General features: G+C 55.8%; 13 protein-coding genes. 6 read left to right on the top strand and 7 right to left on the bottom strand.

Annotation, left to right across the window (positions count from 1 at the left end):
- Positions 1-221: 221 nt before the first annotated feature.
- Together Q4606_RS02140 and Q4606_RS02135 are read left to right on the top strand one after the other, a co-directional pair.
- The gene (locus Q4606_RS02140; protein ID WP_303606520.1) at positions 222-1,802 is read left to right on the top strand and encodes a BCCT family transporter; all 1,581 of its coding nucleotides are present in this window, start codon (positions 222-224) and stop codon (positions 1,800-1,802) included.
- 139 nt (positions 1,803-1,941) lie between these two features.
- Complete coding sequence (locus Q4606_RS02135; RefSeq protein WP_303606519.1) at positions 1,942-2,829, top strand: chemotaxis protein; 888 nt, start codon at positions 1,942-1,944, stop codon at positions 2,827-2,829.
- Between the two features lie 21 nt (positions 2,830-2,850).
- Here Q4606_RS02135 and Q4606_RS02130 read toward each other — a convergent pair whose 3' ends face one another.
- The 3 genes from Q4606_RS02130 to mqo all read right to left on the bottom strand — a co-directional run bounded on the left by Q4606_RS02130 (position 2,851) and on the right by mqo (position 7,705).
- Positions 2,851-4,875 carry a hypothetical protein gene (locus Q4606_RS02130; RefSeq protein WP_303606518.1) on the bottom strand — a complete coding sequence of 675 codons (2,025 nt, stop codon included), beginning with the start codon at positions 4,873-4,875 and terminating at the stop codon, positions 2,851-2,853.
- A gap of 54 nt (positions 4,876-4,929) precedes the next feature.
- The gene (locus Q4606_RS02125; protein WP_303606517.1) at positions 4,930-6,162 is read right to left on the bottom strand and encodes an acetyl-CoA carboxylase biotin carboxylase subunit family protein; all 1,233 of its coding nucleotides are present in this window, start codon (positions 6,160-6,162) and stop codon (positions 4,930-4,932) included.
- A 61-nt stretch (positions 6,163-6,223) separates the two neighbouring features.
- The gene (mqo, locus tag Q4606_RS02120; RefSeq protein ID WP_303606516.1) at positions 6,224-7,705 is read right to left on the bottom strand and encodes a malate dehydrogenase (quinone); all 1,482 of its coding nucleotides are present in this window, start codon (positions 7,703-7,705) and stop codon (positions 6,224-6,226) included.
- 480 nt (positions 7,706-8,185) lie between these two features.
- On the opposite strand from mqo, the gene Q4606_RS02115 reads away from it, so the two are divergent.
- The 3 genes from Q4606_RS02115 to Q4606_RS02105 all read left to right on the top strand — a co-directional run bounded on the left by Q4606_RS02115 (position 8,186) and on the right by Q4606_RS02105 (position 10,961).
- Positions 8,186-9,169, top strand: coding sequence for a calcium/sodium antiporter (locus tag Q4606_RS02115; protein ID WP_303594389.1), 984 nt, complete (start codon positions 8,186-8,188; stop codon positions 9,167-9,169).
- Positions 9,170-9,355: 186 nt separating this feature from the next.
- Positions 9,356-10,582, top strand: coding sequence for a sulfite oxidase (locus Q4606_RS02110; protein WP_303594392.1), 1,227 nt, complete (start codon positions 9,356-9,358; stop codon positions 10,580-10,582).
- Between the two features lie 58 nt (positions 10,583-10,640).
- Entirely contained in the window at positions 10,641-10,961 is a 321-nt protein-coding gene (locus Q4606_RS02105) for a cytochrome c (RefSeq protein WP_303594393.1), read from the top strand.
- Between the two features lie 42 nt (positions 10,962-11,003).
- On the opposite strand, the gene msrB is transcribed toward Q4606_RS02105, so the two are convergent.
- Together msrB and msrA are read right to left on the bottom strand one after the other, a co-directional pair.
- The gene (msrB, locus tag Q4606_RS02100) at positions 11,004-11,429 is read right to left on the bottom strand and encodes a peptide-methionine (R)-S-oxide reductase MsrB (RefSeq protein ID WP_303594395.1); all 426 of its coding nucleotides are present in this window, start codon (positions 11,427-11,429) and stop codon (positions 11,004-11,006) included.
- 11 nt (positions 11,430-11,440) lie between these two features.
- The gene (gene msrA / locus Q4606_RS02095) at positions 11,441-12,109 is read right to left on the bottom strand and encodes a peptide-methionine (S)-S-oxide reductase MsrA (RefSeq protein WP_303606515.1); all 669 of its coding nucleotides are present in this window, start codon (positions 12,107-12,109) and stop codon (positions 11,441-11,443) included.
- A 252-nt stretch (positions 12,110-12,361) separates the two neighbouring features.
- On the opposite strand from msrA, the gene Q4606_RS02090 reads away from it, so the two are divergent.
- Positions 12,362-13,339: a metallophosphoesterase gene (locus Q4606_RS02090; RefSeq protein WP_303606514.1), complete on the top strand. Its 978-nt coding sequence runs from the start codon at positions 12,362-12,364 to the stop codon at positions 13,337-13,339.
- On the opposite strand, the gene Q4606_RS02085 is transcribed toward Q4606_RS02090, so the two are convergent.
- Together Q4606_RS02085 and Q4606_RS02080 are read right to left on the bottom strand one after the other, a co-directional pair.
- Positions 13,333-13,815, bottom strand: a complete 483-nt coding sequence (locus tag Q4606_RS02085) for a CDP-archaeol synthase (RefSeq protein WP_303606513.1) — start codon at positions 13,813-13,815, stop codon at positions 13,333-13,335. The two genes, Q4606_RS02090 and Q4606_RS02085, sit on opposite strands and share 7 nt — an antisense overlap.
- A gap of 26 nt (positions 13,816-13,841) precedes the next feature.
- Positions 13,842-15,218, bottom strand: a complete 1,377-nt coding sequence (locus tag Q4606_RS02080; RefSeq protein WP_303606512.1) for a lyase family protein — start codon at positions 15,216-15,218, stop codon at positions 13,842-13,844.
- Positions 15,219-15,293 lie beyond the last annotated feature (75 nt).

Here is a 15,293-nt window from a genome sequence, read left to right as displayed (position 1 = left end):
TCCGATAACGATTCTCTCCGTATTAAAACTTACGCTACGACCTTGGTATTAGTGTCAGCTTTATGGCATGGTCTCGCCCCCGCGCCAGTAGCGACGATACCGGCGCGCATCCATTGCAGTTCCAGCAGGCGCGCTCTGCTGAAAGCGGCAAGTCTCGAACCGAACGGTTTTGTCAGGCAACACAGGCAAACGAAGGTAATCAAATACAAGGTTTAGTTTTTATGAAGAATGAAAATCTCAAGCGCGGGGAGGATTACTCCATCGCTCAGCTTGGCGATCCTGTGGTACTGACTCTCAGCATTGGCTTCATTGTTTTATTCGTCGGGTTCTCACTTTTTGATATAACAGCGGTCGCCGACCTTATCGGAAACGGCTTTGCCTGGACCGCGAAAACGTTTGGCACCTATTTCCAGATGTTGCTACTGGCAACCTTCTTTATCGCAATAGGCCTGGCATGCACCCCGGCCGCCAAAGCCAAAATTGGTAATCTGGATCAGCCCGAGATGAGCACGTTCCGCTGGCTTTCGATCATTATGTGCACATTGCTTGCTGGAGGCGGCGTGTTCTTTGCTGCGGGCGAGCCTATCTACCATTTTGTAGTCACTCCGCCAGCCTTCACCAGTGAACCAGGCACCGCAGCCGCGGTCTCCAATGCTATGGCGCAATCGTTCATGCACTGGGGTTTTCTGGCCTGGGCGGTTCTGGGAACTCTGGCAGCAATTGTGTTGGCCCACGCTCACTACGTGAAGGGCAAGCCACTACAACCGAGAACACTGCTCTACCCGGTATTCGGTGAGCGCGTTATGAGTGGCTGGTTGGGCAGTGTTGTTGATGCCTGCTGCGTGATTGCCGTGGTTGCCGGTACCGTTGGCCCGGTTGGTTTCCTTGCTACCCAGATGAGCTTCGGCCTGAGTGAGCTCTTCGGCCTGACGGACGGCCTGGCCACACAGTTGGCCATCCTGGTTGGCCTCGCAATTATCTACGTAACGTCGGCAATATCGGGCATTCACCGTGGCATCCAGTTCCTGAGCCGTCTGAACGTGTTTCTGGCCCTGGCGGTCGCGGCTATTATTTTCGTCTTCGGCCCCACGCTGTTCCTCACCAACACCTATTTCCAGAGCATGGGTCAGTACGTCTCTTCTTTTATGGAAATGGCGACCATGACCGCTGAAACGGCCCCTGGCTGGTGGATGCAGTGGTGGACCGTTTTCTTCTTTGCCTGGTTTATCGGCTACGCCCCGCTGATGGCGATCTTCGTGGCCCGCATTTCCCGCGGCCGAAGCATTCGCGACATGATCCTGGCCGTTGCTGTCATGGCCCCCGTCGCCACCACAATCTGGTTCACCCTAATGGGCGGCTCAGGCATCTATTACCAGATGACCGGCGCGATTGATCTGGCAGAGGCGCTGAACAACTTCCGCTTCGACGTGGCGACCCTCAACGTTGCTCAGGCTTTGCCGGGCGGTAGCTTTATGGCGCTGGCCATTCTGGTGCTTACCACAATCTTTGTGGCAACCACCGGCGATTCCATGAGTTACTCCATTGCAGTTGTAAGTTCTGGCCACGACCAGCCGAATACTTTTGTAAGGGCTTTCTGGGGCCTGACCATGGCGGGTATGGCAGCCATTCTTCTGTATATGGGAGCAGGCCAGATCAGTGTGCTTCAGCAGTTTATTGTGATCACCGCCATCCCGGTTTCTTTGATTCTGCTGCCGTCACTATGGCTCGGCCCCAAAGCAGCCTACGCCATGGCGCGTGAGCAGAATCTGATAACCGGGCAAGCAGTGCCAAACAGAAGCTGAATACGATTCGTAACCAAAGTTGTCATAGCAGCGGGTGATAACAACCCTTAAGCTTGCTATCTTTAACCCGTACCGTATTTGACCAACCTCCGCGAAAGCTTTTCGCTTTCGCGGAGGGCATGTTCGCAAGGATCGGGTAATGACCAGCAAAGCCAAACAATCCCAGAAACTCCTCCTGTTCCGCTTGTCAGGCACTCGGCTTTTCGGGATAGGCACGCTGAAAGTCCGGGAAATACTGCCTTACCAGCCACTGACAAAGCTTCCACACAGTCATCATGCCGTCGTTGGAACCGCCAGCTTCCGCGGCTCCGCCGTACCGGTGATTGATATGGCAGCAGCGGTTGGCTATCCGGCTCTAACCCGGGAAGAACTCCAGAAGTCGTCGATCATCATCACAGATGTCCAACGTCAGGAAACCGGCTTTCTGGTGCGCGGCGTACAGAAAATCATCGAAACAGACTGGAAGCAGGTAAAAGCACCGCCCAAGGCTCTGGGAGACAAAGCTTTTATTACCGGCTTGCTGGACGCCGACGGCGATATCATTCAATTGCTGGATGTCGAGCTGTTGCTGGCAAACGTCTACCCTGACTCGCTGGAACCGGATGAGGTCGCACTTACTGATGTTCAGAGCGAGACCTTGAAAGCCCTCAACATTCTGCTGGTAGATGATTCCCGTGTTGCCCGTAAACAGCTGTGCGATGCACTGGACGCAAAGGATATCTCTTACCAGGTCACGATCAGCGGTGACGACGCCCTGCAGGTTCTCCTGAACAACAACGAGCGCGGGCAACCGGTTGATATTCTGGTGAGTGATATTGAGATGCCTGGCCTGGACGGCTATGAACTGACATTCGGTGTGCGGGACAATAGCGTACTCACACAGCCTTACATCATTCTGCACACCTCACTGAACAGCGAGATGAGCCTGAGTTACGCCAATCAGGTAGGCGCCAATGAGGCTCTAACCAAGTTTGACGCCAATGAGTTGTTGCATGCCATGCTGAGGGGCGCGAACCGGCCTGCATAACATGCCGGCCGCACTACCAGCTTACTCGGTCTGAGGCGGCTCCGCTTGAAGCTCTTTTGAAGGGACTCGGTGTTCACCCCAGCTGCGGTATACCCTTTCCATTACCCGCTGCAGCTCTTCATCACCTACTTCCGCAGGCTCGCCACGCTCAAGCGGGTCAAAATGGAATATGTAAAGCCGGGAGGTAAACTGCTCGAATGGCAGAGAGGCCTCACCGAATCTTTCGCCGCAGCCTTCCGTGCTCACATGCACATCATCACCCCAACTCTGGCCGCTGTCATTGTTCGGGTTGTAGAAATACACCCGCATCTCCCCCTCCGGATCCAGGGCCGCCCGAAGAATGGTTATGGCATGCCAGCCAATAAAACGTGCCGCCCTGTCAGTTACCGCGATGCCCGCAGGCTGAGGGTGGATAAGCGGCTGGTTGCCGTTGTAGTAGGGGTGATAACTGGCGTAGAAATGCCGGATAAAACCTTCCAGGTCATCCAGATTACCGGTAGCCACATCCACATTGATGGCAAAACCTCGCCCTGCAGACCAGCCGTGAAATTCCGGGTTTACCCATCTATGGGGATCGCCTTCACGGCCGATACACATGCGCCCCATCTCGCCATATATCCGGTCAAGGTGCGGCACCACAACCAGTGATACAGGATCAAGATCAAGGGTTACTTCTGAAGCCACGCCGCCCAGACTGTCCGCCGAGGACACGGGCTGACCCTCAAAATGCATGACAATTTCGTTGTCACGAGCAGCCCATGCCACCATCTGCAACAGATAGTCCGGATCGTTGTAGGCCCACATGGACAATGCCCGGGCTGACTGACAGGTCGGATTGTTTCCCTGGCCAACGCCCAAGGGTTGCCCCAGCATATTCAGCACCCCCTGTATCAGCCAGGCCGCGGCCTGGGGCTGATAGCCGTAGGCAAGCTGCAGGCGCTCACGCGCTTGCGGGCAAAGGTTCAGCCGGGCCTGACGCCAAAGCGCGGGTGCGACAGGAGGTTGATAGAGAATGCCCCGTTCCAGCAAGAGTGCCAAGCCATATAAACCTTGAGCTGTTTCCGGGAAAACACCCTCAGTGATCAGGGTGTACACCAGTTCCCGGTAACACATCAGGCAGTCACGCCCCGTGCTGGAAAGACCCAGGGCTTCGCTGAGCAGGTTATCGTGACTCTCCAGAATGAAACTGACGAAGGTTGCATGATAAGGCGAGACCAGACCGGTATCGTGCATGGAGCGGGCGAATCCGGTGGCTTCGTTCTGCAATGTCTGGGAATCCATAGACTCCAGGCGCTGCTGGTACACCACGGTCCCCGGGTCTTCGCTGCATCCCCGGGTAGGGCCGTAGAGACTGGAGATGAGACGGTCGGCGCCCCGCCCTGCACTGCCGAGATCAGCATCTGGTTCGGCTCTGCAAATGGCGATCTGAGTGATCATCTTGCGCACGTCAGCCACCTGAATGGGCCGCTGCTGCAGAATCCGCCAGATTTCTTCGATCAGGCTATCGATAACGTGTTCGTAACCAATATGCTGGGCTACATGCTTCACAACATGCTGGCTGATCAGCGCAAGCCGCCCCTGCTCCCGCTCAGCTTCACCGGTCATACCGAACAACAGCCCGAGGTTAATCGCAAGAACCTGAGTCAGGTAGTGGTGCGCCTGCTCGGCAGACACTGTGGGGTGCTGATAGGCCCCCCGGGCAACGGCCAGCAGCCGGAGCTCGCTGAGCGCCTCGACAACCACCGTGTCAGTATTCTGGCTTTGTAGCGAGTATGTGGTTAATGCCGGCAGCAGGATGGCCGGTTCCGCCCAGTCTGTACCGGCAAACACACCTGACGCCTCAAGCCGCTCCGCACGCGCCTCAATCACTGCGCAGCCTTCCGGCTGCATAAGTATCCTGCGAACAAGATCAAATACCGGCGGTAGCTTGCCAGGCTTGGAAAAAGACCGGCTCTCTTCCAGAATCCGGACTGCCTCATCCAGCCTTGTCGCCAACTTGTCCAGATTCACAACGGGGAACACATTGCCCGATTGCTGATCATTCAAACGATGTTCCTCAGGGCCTGTACCAGGCCCTATAGTTGTTGATGCATCGCCAGATTATACATAGAAATCCAGATCTTCCTGATGTTTCAGGAGATCACGCATTACGTAGGGATCCTCACCGAAGAAGTACACCAGGCCCCAGTGAGTGCCGAACGCCGTGCGCTTGGTCACCGTTTCCTCGAGCGGAGGGGTCAATTCATGGGATTCGAAATACTCGTGATTCTCGGTTTCCTCGGGAATTTCGAGCTTGCTGACAACCCTGCGCCGTGGGTACACGCCAAAGCAACCCGCGTAGCCCTTGGCATCCACCACCTCTGTCGGGAAGAAGGCTTCGATTTCTTCGGGCGTGGTCTTGGGGTCGAATGAAAGAATCAGGCCCTGATACGCGTTGAAGCCGTAGGCTTTCTCAAGCAACTCGAAAACCTTGAACCCGGGCGGGCGATAGGCCACTTCACCAAAGTACATGGTGCTGTCACTGGTCACGAAATATTCCGGATGAACAAAACCGAAATCTATATCAAAGGTCTTGATCAGTTTTTCTATTTCACTGCGAATCTGGTCACGATACTTTTCGAGATCCGGCGTCGCTGGCACAAAAACGGAATAGCCAAGCGTGACGTACTCGGAGATGTTCAGAAAGGCGATTTTACCGTTATGAATCCACGCCTCTACCGCAAACTCCCAGCCATCAAGGTGTGATTCCATGAGCACGGGAAACTCTTCATCCGGGATGGAATCTACTTCGTCAGGGGTGCGGATTACTCTGTGGCCAAGACAGCCAGCCTTATCAAAGGCTTTCAGGTGAATCGGGTCGTTAGGGTCGCCATCGAGCTTCAACAATGTCTGGTTAACGCGCTTCAGAAAGCGGATGACATCACCCTTGTCGTGGGCCTCTTCGAAAATACCCACCCGAATGCCACCAAGCTGCGCGCGGCGCTTCATCAGTGCCTTGTCTCTCAGCAACATGGCCTGGCCAAACAGGCGTGGCTTGTCCATCAACACCGAGTTGATAGCGCCGGCCCATTCAACAGTTTCTTCGAACAACGGGATGGAAACATCGACCCCCATGTCTTTGAGGGTTTGAGCAATCTCGACCGAGCGATCGTTCAGTCGCTCGAAATTCCAGGGTACGTAGGGGATGTCGTGTTCTTTGCAGTAGGGTTCTGCCCAGTCCGGTGCAACCACGACATAGCGCCGATCAAATTTATCAGCGGCTTCTACGGCGTTGAGGCTCCAGCCAAGTAAGGCAACATACCCCTTTTCAGGGTTATAGTTTTGCTCGCTCATCGGCTATCTCCTACATCGGGGTGTCTCCCTACACTACGCCGATGTATGAGAATCGCAAATATCAGCCCAGTTTCAGGACTGAGAGTGTTCTCTCACGAACCTTCGTCAACAGCGCTTCATCGTTGACCAGCGACTGACCGTAAGAAGGCACCATACGCTTCATGCGCTCCTGCCACTCGGGAGTCTGTATTTTTTGCGGGAAGCAACGCTCAATCACACTGATCATGGCGTTTGCTGCTGTCGATGCACCGGGCGAGGCTCCGAGCAGAGCGGCCAGAGTGCCGTCTTTCGCAGCCACGATTTCAGTACCAAATTCCAGCTTTCCACCGCCACCTTCGGCCTGCTTGATAATCTGGACCCGCTGGCCGGCGTTACGCAGCTCCCAGTTGCCTTCCTCGGCTTCCGGGAAGAAATTACGCAGAGCCTCCACACGATCACCATGCGACTGGAAAACTTCACCAATCAAATAGCGCGTGAGATCCATGTTGCTCTTGCTCACCGACAGCATCGGCTTGAGGTTGGTCGTGCGCACTGAGCCAAACAGGTCGAAAATCGAGCCCTGCTTGAGGAATCTTGTGGTAAACCCTGCAAACGGACCGAACAACAGAGCGGGCTCGCCATTGATAATGCGGGTATCCAGGTGCGGTACCGACATGGGAGGCGCGCCAATTGGCGCCTTGCCATAAACCTTGGCGTGGTGCTTCTCCACGACCTCTGGCTTGCGACATACCAGCCACTGACCGCTGACAGGGAAGCCTCCATAGCCGCGGGCTTCATCAATTCCGGATTTCTGCAGCATCGGCAAAGCGCCGCCGCCGGCACCCAGGAATACAAAATCCGTTTCCAGCTTGGTCAGCTCACCCGTGTGCTGGTTTTTAACACGCACTTTCCAGCGGCCGTTGTCACGCTGGTCTATATAGTGCACAGGGCAACCCAGCATTAACTCGAAGTTGGGCTCGCTCTGCAGGTACTCGACCATGTTGCGGGTCAGGGAGCCAAAATCAACATCGGAGCCATGGCGAATACGGGTTGCAGCAACACGCTGCATCGGATCCCGGCCCTGAACAATCAGAGGCATCCACTCTTCAAGATCCCGTGGCGACTCGGTATATTCCATCTCACGGAACAGGTGATGGGCACTCAGGCGCTCGAAACGCCGTTTGAGGAAAGCCACATCTTTTTCACCCCAGACAAAACTCTGGTGAGGTGTGCGGTTAATAAATTTTGAAGGCTCGGGCAGCATGCCCTGCTCTACCAGGTGTGACCAGAACTGCAACGAGACCTCGAATTGCGCGTTGATCTGAAGCGCGCGCTCGATAGCCACATCCCCGTCTTCTGTCTCCGGTGTGTAGTTGAGCTCACAGTAGCCTGCATGGCCGGTTCCTGCGTTGTTCCATCCATCGGTACTTTCATGGGCAACGTGGTCAAGACGCTCCAACATGACAATTTTCATGGACGGATCGAGTTGCCTGAGCATCACACCGAGAGTGGCGCTCATGACACCACCGCCGACCAGCACTACGTCTGCCTGTTTAACGGCCATTGATTTTCACCCTAGCTATTTATGAGCCTTTCGCCTCCCCACGATCAGCAGAGAGATCAGTCGGATGCTGGCCAGTCGCGAGGTAAAAGGCGCTGCCCTATGCGTCCGTCAAAAATGTGAGCGCAATTATCCGGATTTTACGAAAATAATAAATTGCGATTGCGAATCGTTGCGGGTCTGTGCGCGGCTAAAGGACGACATTGTCGTATTACGAACAATGGCTTGCGCCGGCTTATAGGTAATCATCCGGACACATGTCGCGACAAGCTTTCTGATCATTTTCGCTTCTTTGAACTGCAATATCACCGCAACTTTAGTCTCATACCATTGCTCGCCCCGGATCCTGACTCTTCATCCGAAAGGTGCTGACCTTCACCGCCCATATGCGGTATCTTGCACACCGTTCCGGTGCTTGCATCTTTGCACGTACAGGTCTAATACCGGATTTTTTTGTAAAAGGCATCTGACTGAGGCTCATCTATGGGAATGGCAATTGCCGCAATCATCGCCGGCCTTGTATTGCTGGTCTGGAGTGCAGACAAGTTCGTGGAAGGCGCTGCTGCAACCGCCAAACACCTGGGCATGCCCACGCTGCTCATCGGTATGGTAATTATCGGGTTCGGCACCTCAGCACCGGAACTGGCCGTGTCTGCCATGGCCGCTGCCGACGGCAATCCCGGACTTGCGCTGGGTAACGGTTATGGCTCCAACATCACTAACATCGCTTTGATTGTTGGCCTGACCGCTGTGATTGCGCCCATTGCCGTGCATTCCCAGGTTATCCGCAAAGAACTCCCTCTGCTCGTGGTGCTCACCCTGATTGCAGGCGCCCAATTGCTCGATGGTGAGCTAACACGGCTGGATGGCTGGGTATTGTTGGGCGTATTTTCTGCGGTGATGGGCTGGTCGATTTTCCAGGGCATGCGCGGCAAAGGCGACTCCCTGGCCGGTGAAACCGATGCCCAGCTGACCGACGAACTGATGGCAATGAAAACTGCCATTATGTGGCTGGTTATCGGCCTCATTTTACTCGTTGTCAGCTCCCGCCTGCTCGTCTGGGGTGCAGTTACCATTGCACAGAGTCTGGGAGTCAGTGATCTGGTGATCGGCCTCACGATCGTGGCGATTGGCACGTCGCTGCCAGAACTGGCCTCGGCTCTCGCCGCGGTACGGAAAAACGAACACGACCTGATCCTGGGCAATATTCTTGGTTCAGGTATCTTCAACACCCTGGCCGTCGTCGGCCTGGCAGCTGTTATCCAACCTCTATCTGTAGCTCCGGAAGTTCTCTATCGGGACTGGACACTGATGCTGGCGCTGACAGTTGGTCTGCTTATTATGGGCTTCGGAATGACCGGCTTGCGGAAAGTTATCAGCCGATTTGATGGCTCTCTTCTACTACTGGTTTACGTCGCGTATACCGGCTACCTGCTCTCTACAGTTGTTGCTGCCAGCACGAGCTGACATTTAAGCCCTTTACCCCCTTGCCTACTCACATTCAGTTGAGCCCTCGAAAGCACACTTCCGGTTTGTTTCCTGCCGGAGTGTTGCTCATTTACTAATCAGCACCTATAAGTTATAAGGATATAACCTGCCCGCTCGAGAGCAGACCCGCACCGTCCAACTACAAACCAAATAAGGAGACGGATCATGACACAGGAAACAGCCCTACACCGAGGCCCCCATGATCCGGGCCTCGAGAACCCTTCCCGCCGAAGCCTGCTGCTCGGGAGTGCCGGCGCCATGGCTGCCGTAAGCCTGCTGGGCTTTACTCCGCTCGCCAGGGCCGATGAGCCAAAATCACTACCGGATTATGCGGCGTGGAAAGAGCGCAATGCGCTGATCGTGCACAGCGCAAATACCATGGAAACCCAGCGCGGCGCCATCGGGAATGGTGTCATTACCGCAAGTGATCGCCTGTTCGTTCGCAATAACCTACCCGCCCCTCCAGCTACGGTGACCGAAAATCCAGACGTCTGGGAGGTGCATATCGAAGGCGTCAAGAATCCTCGTACCCTGACAGTCGGTGAATTGAAGGGCATGGGGGTCACCACCGTCGCATCTGTGCTCCAGTGCTCCGGCAACGGTCGGGCTTTCTTTCCTCATGGTGCCAGTGGCACCCAGTGGTCGGTCGGCGCTGCCGGTTGCGTCATGTGGACTGGCGTGCCTCTGAAGGACGTCGTGGAAGCACTCGGGGGCCCGGTAAACGGCGCCAGATATATCACTGGCACCGGTGGTGAGTCACTGCCAGAGGGGCTTGACCCGAAAACCATTATGGTCGAGCGCTCAGTGCCCACCAGAGCGCTCGAAACTGCACTTCTGGCCTGGGAAATGAATGACGAACCACTGACCCACACCCACGGTGGTCCACTTCGAATGGTCGTACCGGGTTATTACGGCGTGAATAACGTCAAATACGTGAAGAATGTAGCCTTTACTGAAAACCAGACCGACGCCAAAATCCAGGCCTCCGGCTATCGCATACGCGATGTGGGCGTGAAAGGCGCGCCGGACCAGCCATCGATGTGGGAGATGAACGTTAAATCCTGGGTGACTGCACCGCTGGAAAGGGGTCGCAGTGGCCGAAATATGATTTACGGCGTTGCCTTCGGAGGCACCGTAGATTTGGAAAAGGTTGAGGTTTCCGTCGATGGTGGAAAAACCTGGAAACAGGCCCGGTTCCTGGGCCCGGACCTTGGCCCCTTCGCGTGGCGTCCCTTCGTTCTGGCCGCAGACTTGCCGGCCGGGGAGCACCGGATTGTGAGCCGGGCCACCGACACACAAGGCAACATGCAGCCTGAGGGCCGCACAGAAAACGAACGTGGCTACGGTCACAATGGCTGGAGCGACCACGGAGTCACGGTCGCGCTCAGTTAACAACTAAAGGGGCGCCCCAGGAATAACGGGCGCCCCGACTCTCCCGGAATGCCAAACCATGAGAAAGACTGCATTACTGCTTGCTGTATCGCTGACTGGCCTATCGTCGCTGGCGCACGCCAGCGATTTTGAAACGGGTAAACAGGTATTCACTCAGGACGCACAGCCCTCCTGTACCATTTGTCATACCCTCTCGGATGCAGGTTCTGCTGGCGCGATCGGACCAAACCTGGACGACCTGAAACCGTCCCGGGAACAAGTTATCAACGCGGTCACAGGCGGCGTTGGGATCATGCCGGCATTCAATGAATCTCTGTCTGCAGAACAGATTCGCGCTGTGGCTCAATATGTAGCCACAGCTTCAGGCGGTCAAAAGTAGAAGCGGGGCGGGAGCGACGGACCCACAGCCCCGGCCCAGGCACTATGCGTTTTCCCGGAAAACCATGGCAATGGAATTCAGGCAATAGCGCTGCCCCGTTGGAGGAGGCCCGTCTGGAAACACGTGCCCCAAGTGACTATCGCAGCGGGGGCAACGAACCTCGGTGCGAGCCATTCCCAGGCTTGTATCTTCAATGTAACGAATGTGACCCTTGTCGAACGGCTGAAAAAAGCTCGGCCAGCCAGTACCTGAATCAAACTTCGCATTTGAGCTGAACAACGGAAGATCACAAAGGCGGCAGTGATAGACGCCCTCCATCTTATTATCCAGCAAGGTGCCACAGAACGGATGTTCGGTACCGTGGTCTAGCAGCACCTGTCGCTCTTCGGGTGTGAGACTGGCGGCTTTCTCTTGTATCTGTGCCTCAGTCAGAGGCGTCAGGTCATAACCTGAAGTTGAACTGCTCATCATTTATCTCCTCAGGCCAGGTTGCTCCCGGAATTGGAACCGGCACTGGCCTCAGTGTATTCCGGCTTGAGCCGGTCACTGAAGCCATCGATAAGCTTTTCCATTTTAGGAGCCGCCACGGCCATGATGTATGGCTGGTAAGGATTGCGCGCGGCAAAATTCTGATGGTTCGCTTCGGCCGGATAGAAAGCTTCCAGGGGTTCCAGTGCCGTCACTACCGGCTCCGAATAGACTCCGGCTTTATTGATCTGATGGATATACGCTTCTACAACCCGTTTTTGCTCCGGGGTTTCATAGAAAACGGCCGACCGGTATTGCGTACCCCGATCATTACCCTGCCGGTTCAGTTGAGTTGGGTCATGAGCAACCGAGAAAAACACCCGAAGCAACTCACCAAAACTGACCCGTTTGGGGTCGTAGTGAACGTCTATTACCTCTGCATGCCCGGTAGTGCCTGTGCACACAGCTTCGTAGTTGGCAGTTTCACGCGATCCACCTGCGTAGCCAGATTCCACTCGATTAACGCCATCCATTGCGAGAAAAACAGCTTCCACACACCAGAAGCAACCACCCGCAAGAACGAGGCGTTGCTCACCTTCTCCGGCAGGCAAATCCTGCTCCGGCTCGGGGAAGCGGCTACGGGCTACGTTCAGACCGGGAATACTGCAAGATGACGTCATAAAGACCTCGGCTACGTATGTGAATGTACTCAGGCTACAGATTGTGGCTGCTAATCCATCATTTTTCCAACCGGAACTGTTATTCCTGTTCCAACGTCCTCTGGCAGGTTGGTAGCAACCAGGACAGAAAAGTTCCCGGCAAATACACGAACGGTCCAATAACCGGGTTGCATCCCTTCCGTTGCCTATCATAATGAAATCAAGGGTTGGAAAAATTCATACGCGGTTCCGCCCCGAACCAGAGGAAAGCTGATGAACTCACCGGCCAGAAAACCGGAACGCCAGGATGAACTTCTGGACTACCGCCTGAGCCTGAGGCTGGGGCCGGTTCATGCCAGGCAGCGCTTGGGCATTGAGCGTGAAGCAGAAGCCAAAGTGTTCGGTCGGGATCGCTCCTCATTTCACCTTGAAAACCTGACATCTGCACCCGGCTTTATCCGCTTCTGCCTCAGGATCTCGGGGCTGCTCAGCCGTGGACAGGCCAACAGCCGTTGTCTGGACACAGCCCATAACTACTTTCATTTGCCAGACTTGCCCGCGAGCTTCGAGGGTTTCCGCATACTCCACCTGACAGATCTTCATGTGGACATGGACGAAGCCAATCTGCAGTCAGTTATACGTAAGATTTCTCCGCTGGATTACGACCTGTGCGTGCTCACCGGCGATTATCGTAAGCAGACCTGGGGGCCGGTTGAAGCGGCTTTGGAGGGTATGGCGCGACTGCGCGATGCAATCAAAGGACCGGCCTACGCCGTGCTTGGCAACCACGACAGCGTGCGCATGGTGCCGGCCCTGGAAGACATGGGCTACGCCCTGCTGATGAATGAGATGGTTCCGATAGAACGGAGCGGTGAACACCTGTACCTCGCCGGAGTTGACGACCCCCACTTCTACAAGGTTCACAACCTGCACCGCGCCGGTGATGACATTCCCCCGGGTGGGATCAGCCTGCTACTCAGCCACTCGCCAGAAATCTGGCGGGAAGCCTCCCACGCCGGCTACGATATGTTCCTGTGCGGGCACACCCATGGCGGTCAGATCTGCCTGCCCGGAGGTATTCCACTCACACTGGATGCCGACTGCCCGCGCCATCTCGGTCGCGGCTATTGGCGGGCAAACGGCATGCAGGGATACACATCGCCCGGGGCAGGTACTTCTGTGGTCAACGTGCGGCTTAATTGCCCACCGGAGGTGACGATTCACACCCTGTCACGCGGACCGTCTCAGTGAGGGTGGCGCCGGATCCCCAGGCGATAGAGTAAGGGCGATATCCACATGTTGGATAGCGTGAAGAACACAACGATAAACAACGCGACCCAGGCTTCAATCAGCCCCCAGTCCATCGCCAGCAACACAGGCATCGCAGCCTCGGGCACCTGATCCAGCCAAGGCATCCGCTCGCTGGACGCGAGCCCCAGCCGGCGTTTTATGAAACTGCTGAACAGGTCACCGGCGAGTGCCAGCAAACCGAAAAGCAACCCGAACAGAAACCCCTGTCCAGTGGCCAAAGAAAACAGTGCACAGCTCAGCGCACCGGAAACGATTCCCCGCCAGGTCTTGCTTTTGCCCAGCAATCGGCGACCATCAATCCAGTTCAGCCCGGCGTCCACCGGGGCTGACCAGCGTTGCCGGAGAATCTTTGCGGCAACCACTGGTGCGCCATTAGCCAGAACCAACATCAAAAATAACTGCAGGGATATCAGCAAACGCCGCTGCTCCTGACCGGTTTATTTCAGGTGATTCCGCCCCGGGTCAACTTTAGCGGATCCATCAAGTCTTCCAGCCGCTCCCGACTGAGCCCACTTCTCTCCTCAGCCACATCGATCACTGGACGGCCCGTTTTATAGGCTTCCTTGGCAATATCCGCGGCCAGGCTGTAACCAATTTCCGGGTTCAGAGCAGTTACCAGCACCGGGTTGCGGCCAACGCTGGCGTCCAGTGTCTCGGTGTTTACAGTAAAGTCGCGGATAGCCTTGTCCGCCAGCATGCTGGTTGCATTACCAAGCAGTCCAATCATGTCCAGCAGATTGCCTCCGATCAGCGGCAGCATCACGTTTAGTTGAAAGTTACCAGACTGCCCTGCAATTGCATTGGCGCTGTCTAGGCCCATCACCTGGGCTCCTACCATGGCTACAGATTCGGGAATAACCGGGTTAACCTTGCCTGGCATGATGCTGCTACCCGGCTGCAGCGCCGGCAGGCTGATTTCTGCAAGGCCGTGAATCGGACCGCTGTTCATCCACCGTAGATCATTGGCAATCTTGGTAAGCACTATGCCCAGCCCCCGCAGTTGCGCCGAGAGCGCAACCGGGCCATCCACAGAACTCAGCCCCACAAACTTGTGCTCCATTGAGCGGAAAGAGTAACCGGTGTTGGCTTTCAGGAACCTCACAAACTGGCTGGAAAACTCAGGCAGCGCATTCACGCCTGTACCGACTGCGGTACCGCCTTGGGGTACAGAAAGCAGATCGGCAGCAGTCGCTTCAAGGCGCTTTTCAGCCAGGAGAATCTGCTCCCGCCATGTGCGCAACTCCTGGCCAAGGGTAATCGGCATGGCATCCATAAGATGGGTACGACCGGTTTTGACCTGCGCAGAGAAGAAAGCCTCACGCTCGTAAATAATGCCACGCAGGTGCGTTAGCGCGGGGATAAGACGCTCTGTCACACCAATCACTGAACTCACATGAATGGCCGTGGGGATCACATCGTTTGAGCTCTGGCTCATATTCACATGATCGTTCGGGTGCACCTCAACGCCCTTGCTGGCAGTAATGGCCGCAATGACTTCGTTCACATTCATATTGGTGCTGGTGCCGGAGCCTGTCTGGAAGCGATCAACAGGGAACTGGTCGGCAAACTCGCCCCGAACAAGCGCCTGACAAGCGTCCGTAATAGCATCGCAACGGTTGTTATCCAGTAGCCCCAGGCTGGTATTGGCTTCAGCTGCCGCCTGTTTTACGAGCGCGACTGCCGAAATAAAGGCCGGCGGCATGGGCTGGCCGCTGACCGGGAAGTTGTTGACCGCGCGCTGAGTCTGGGCACCCCAAAGCGCGCCCACAGGTACATGTACGTCGCCCAGGCTGTCGGTTTCTATTCGATAATCGCTCACTGCTGCCTCCTGCTCTGCATTATCATTACCAAACGGTTCAGAATAAGTGTAGCTCGTCAGGAGGCTCTCAGGTCA

It is taken from the genome of Marinobacter sp. 1_MG-2023 (genome assembly GCF_030549045.1).
GTDB lineage: Bacteria > Pseudomonadota > Gammaproteobacteria > Pseudomonadales > Oleiphilaceae > Marinobacter.
Note: the sequence above shows the minus strand (reverse complement) of the source record. Positions and strands in the feature narration are given on the sequence as shown.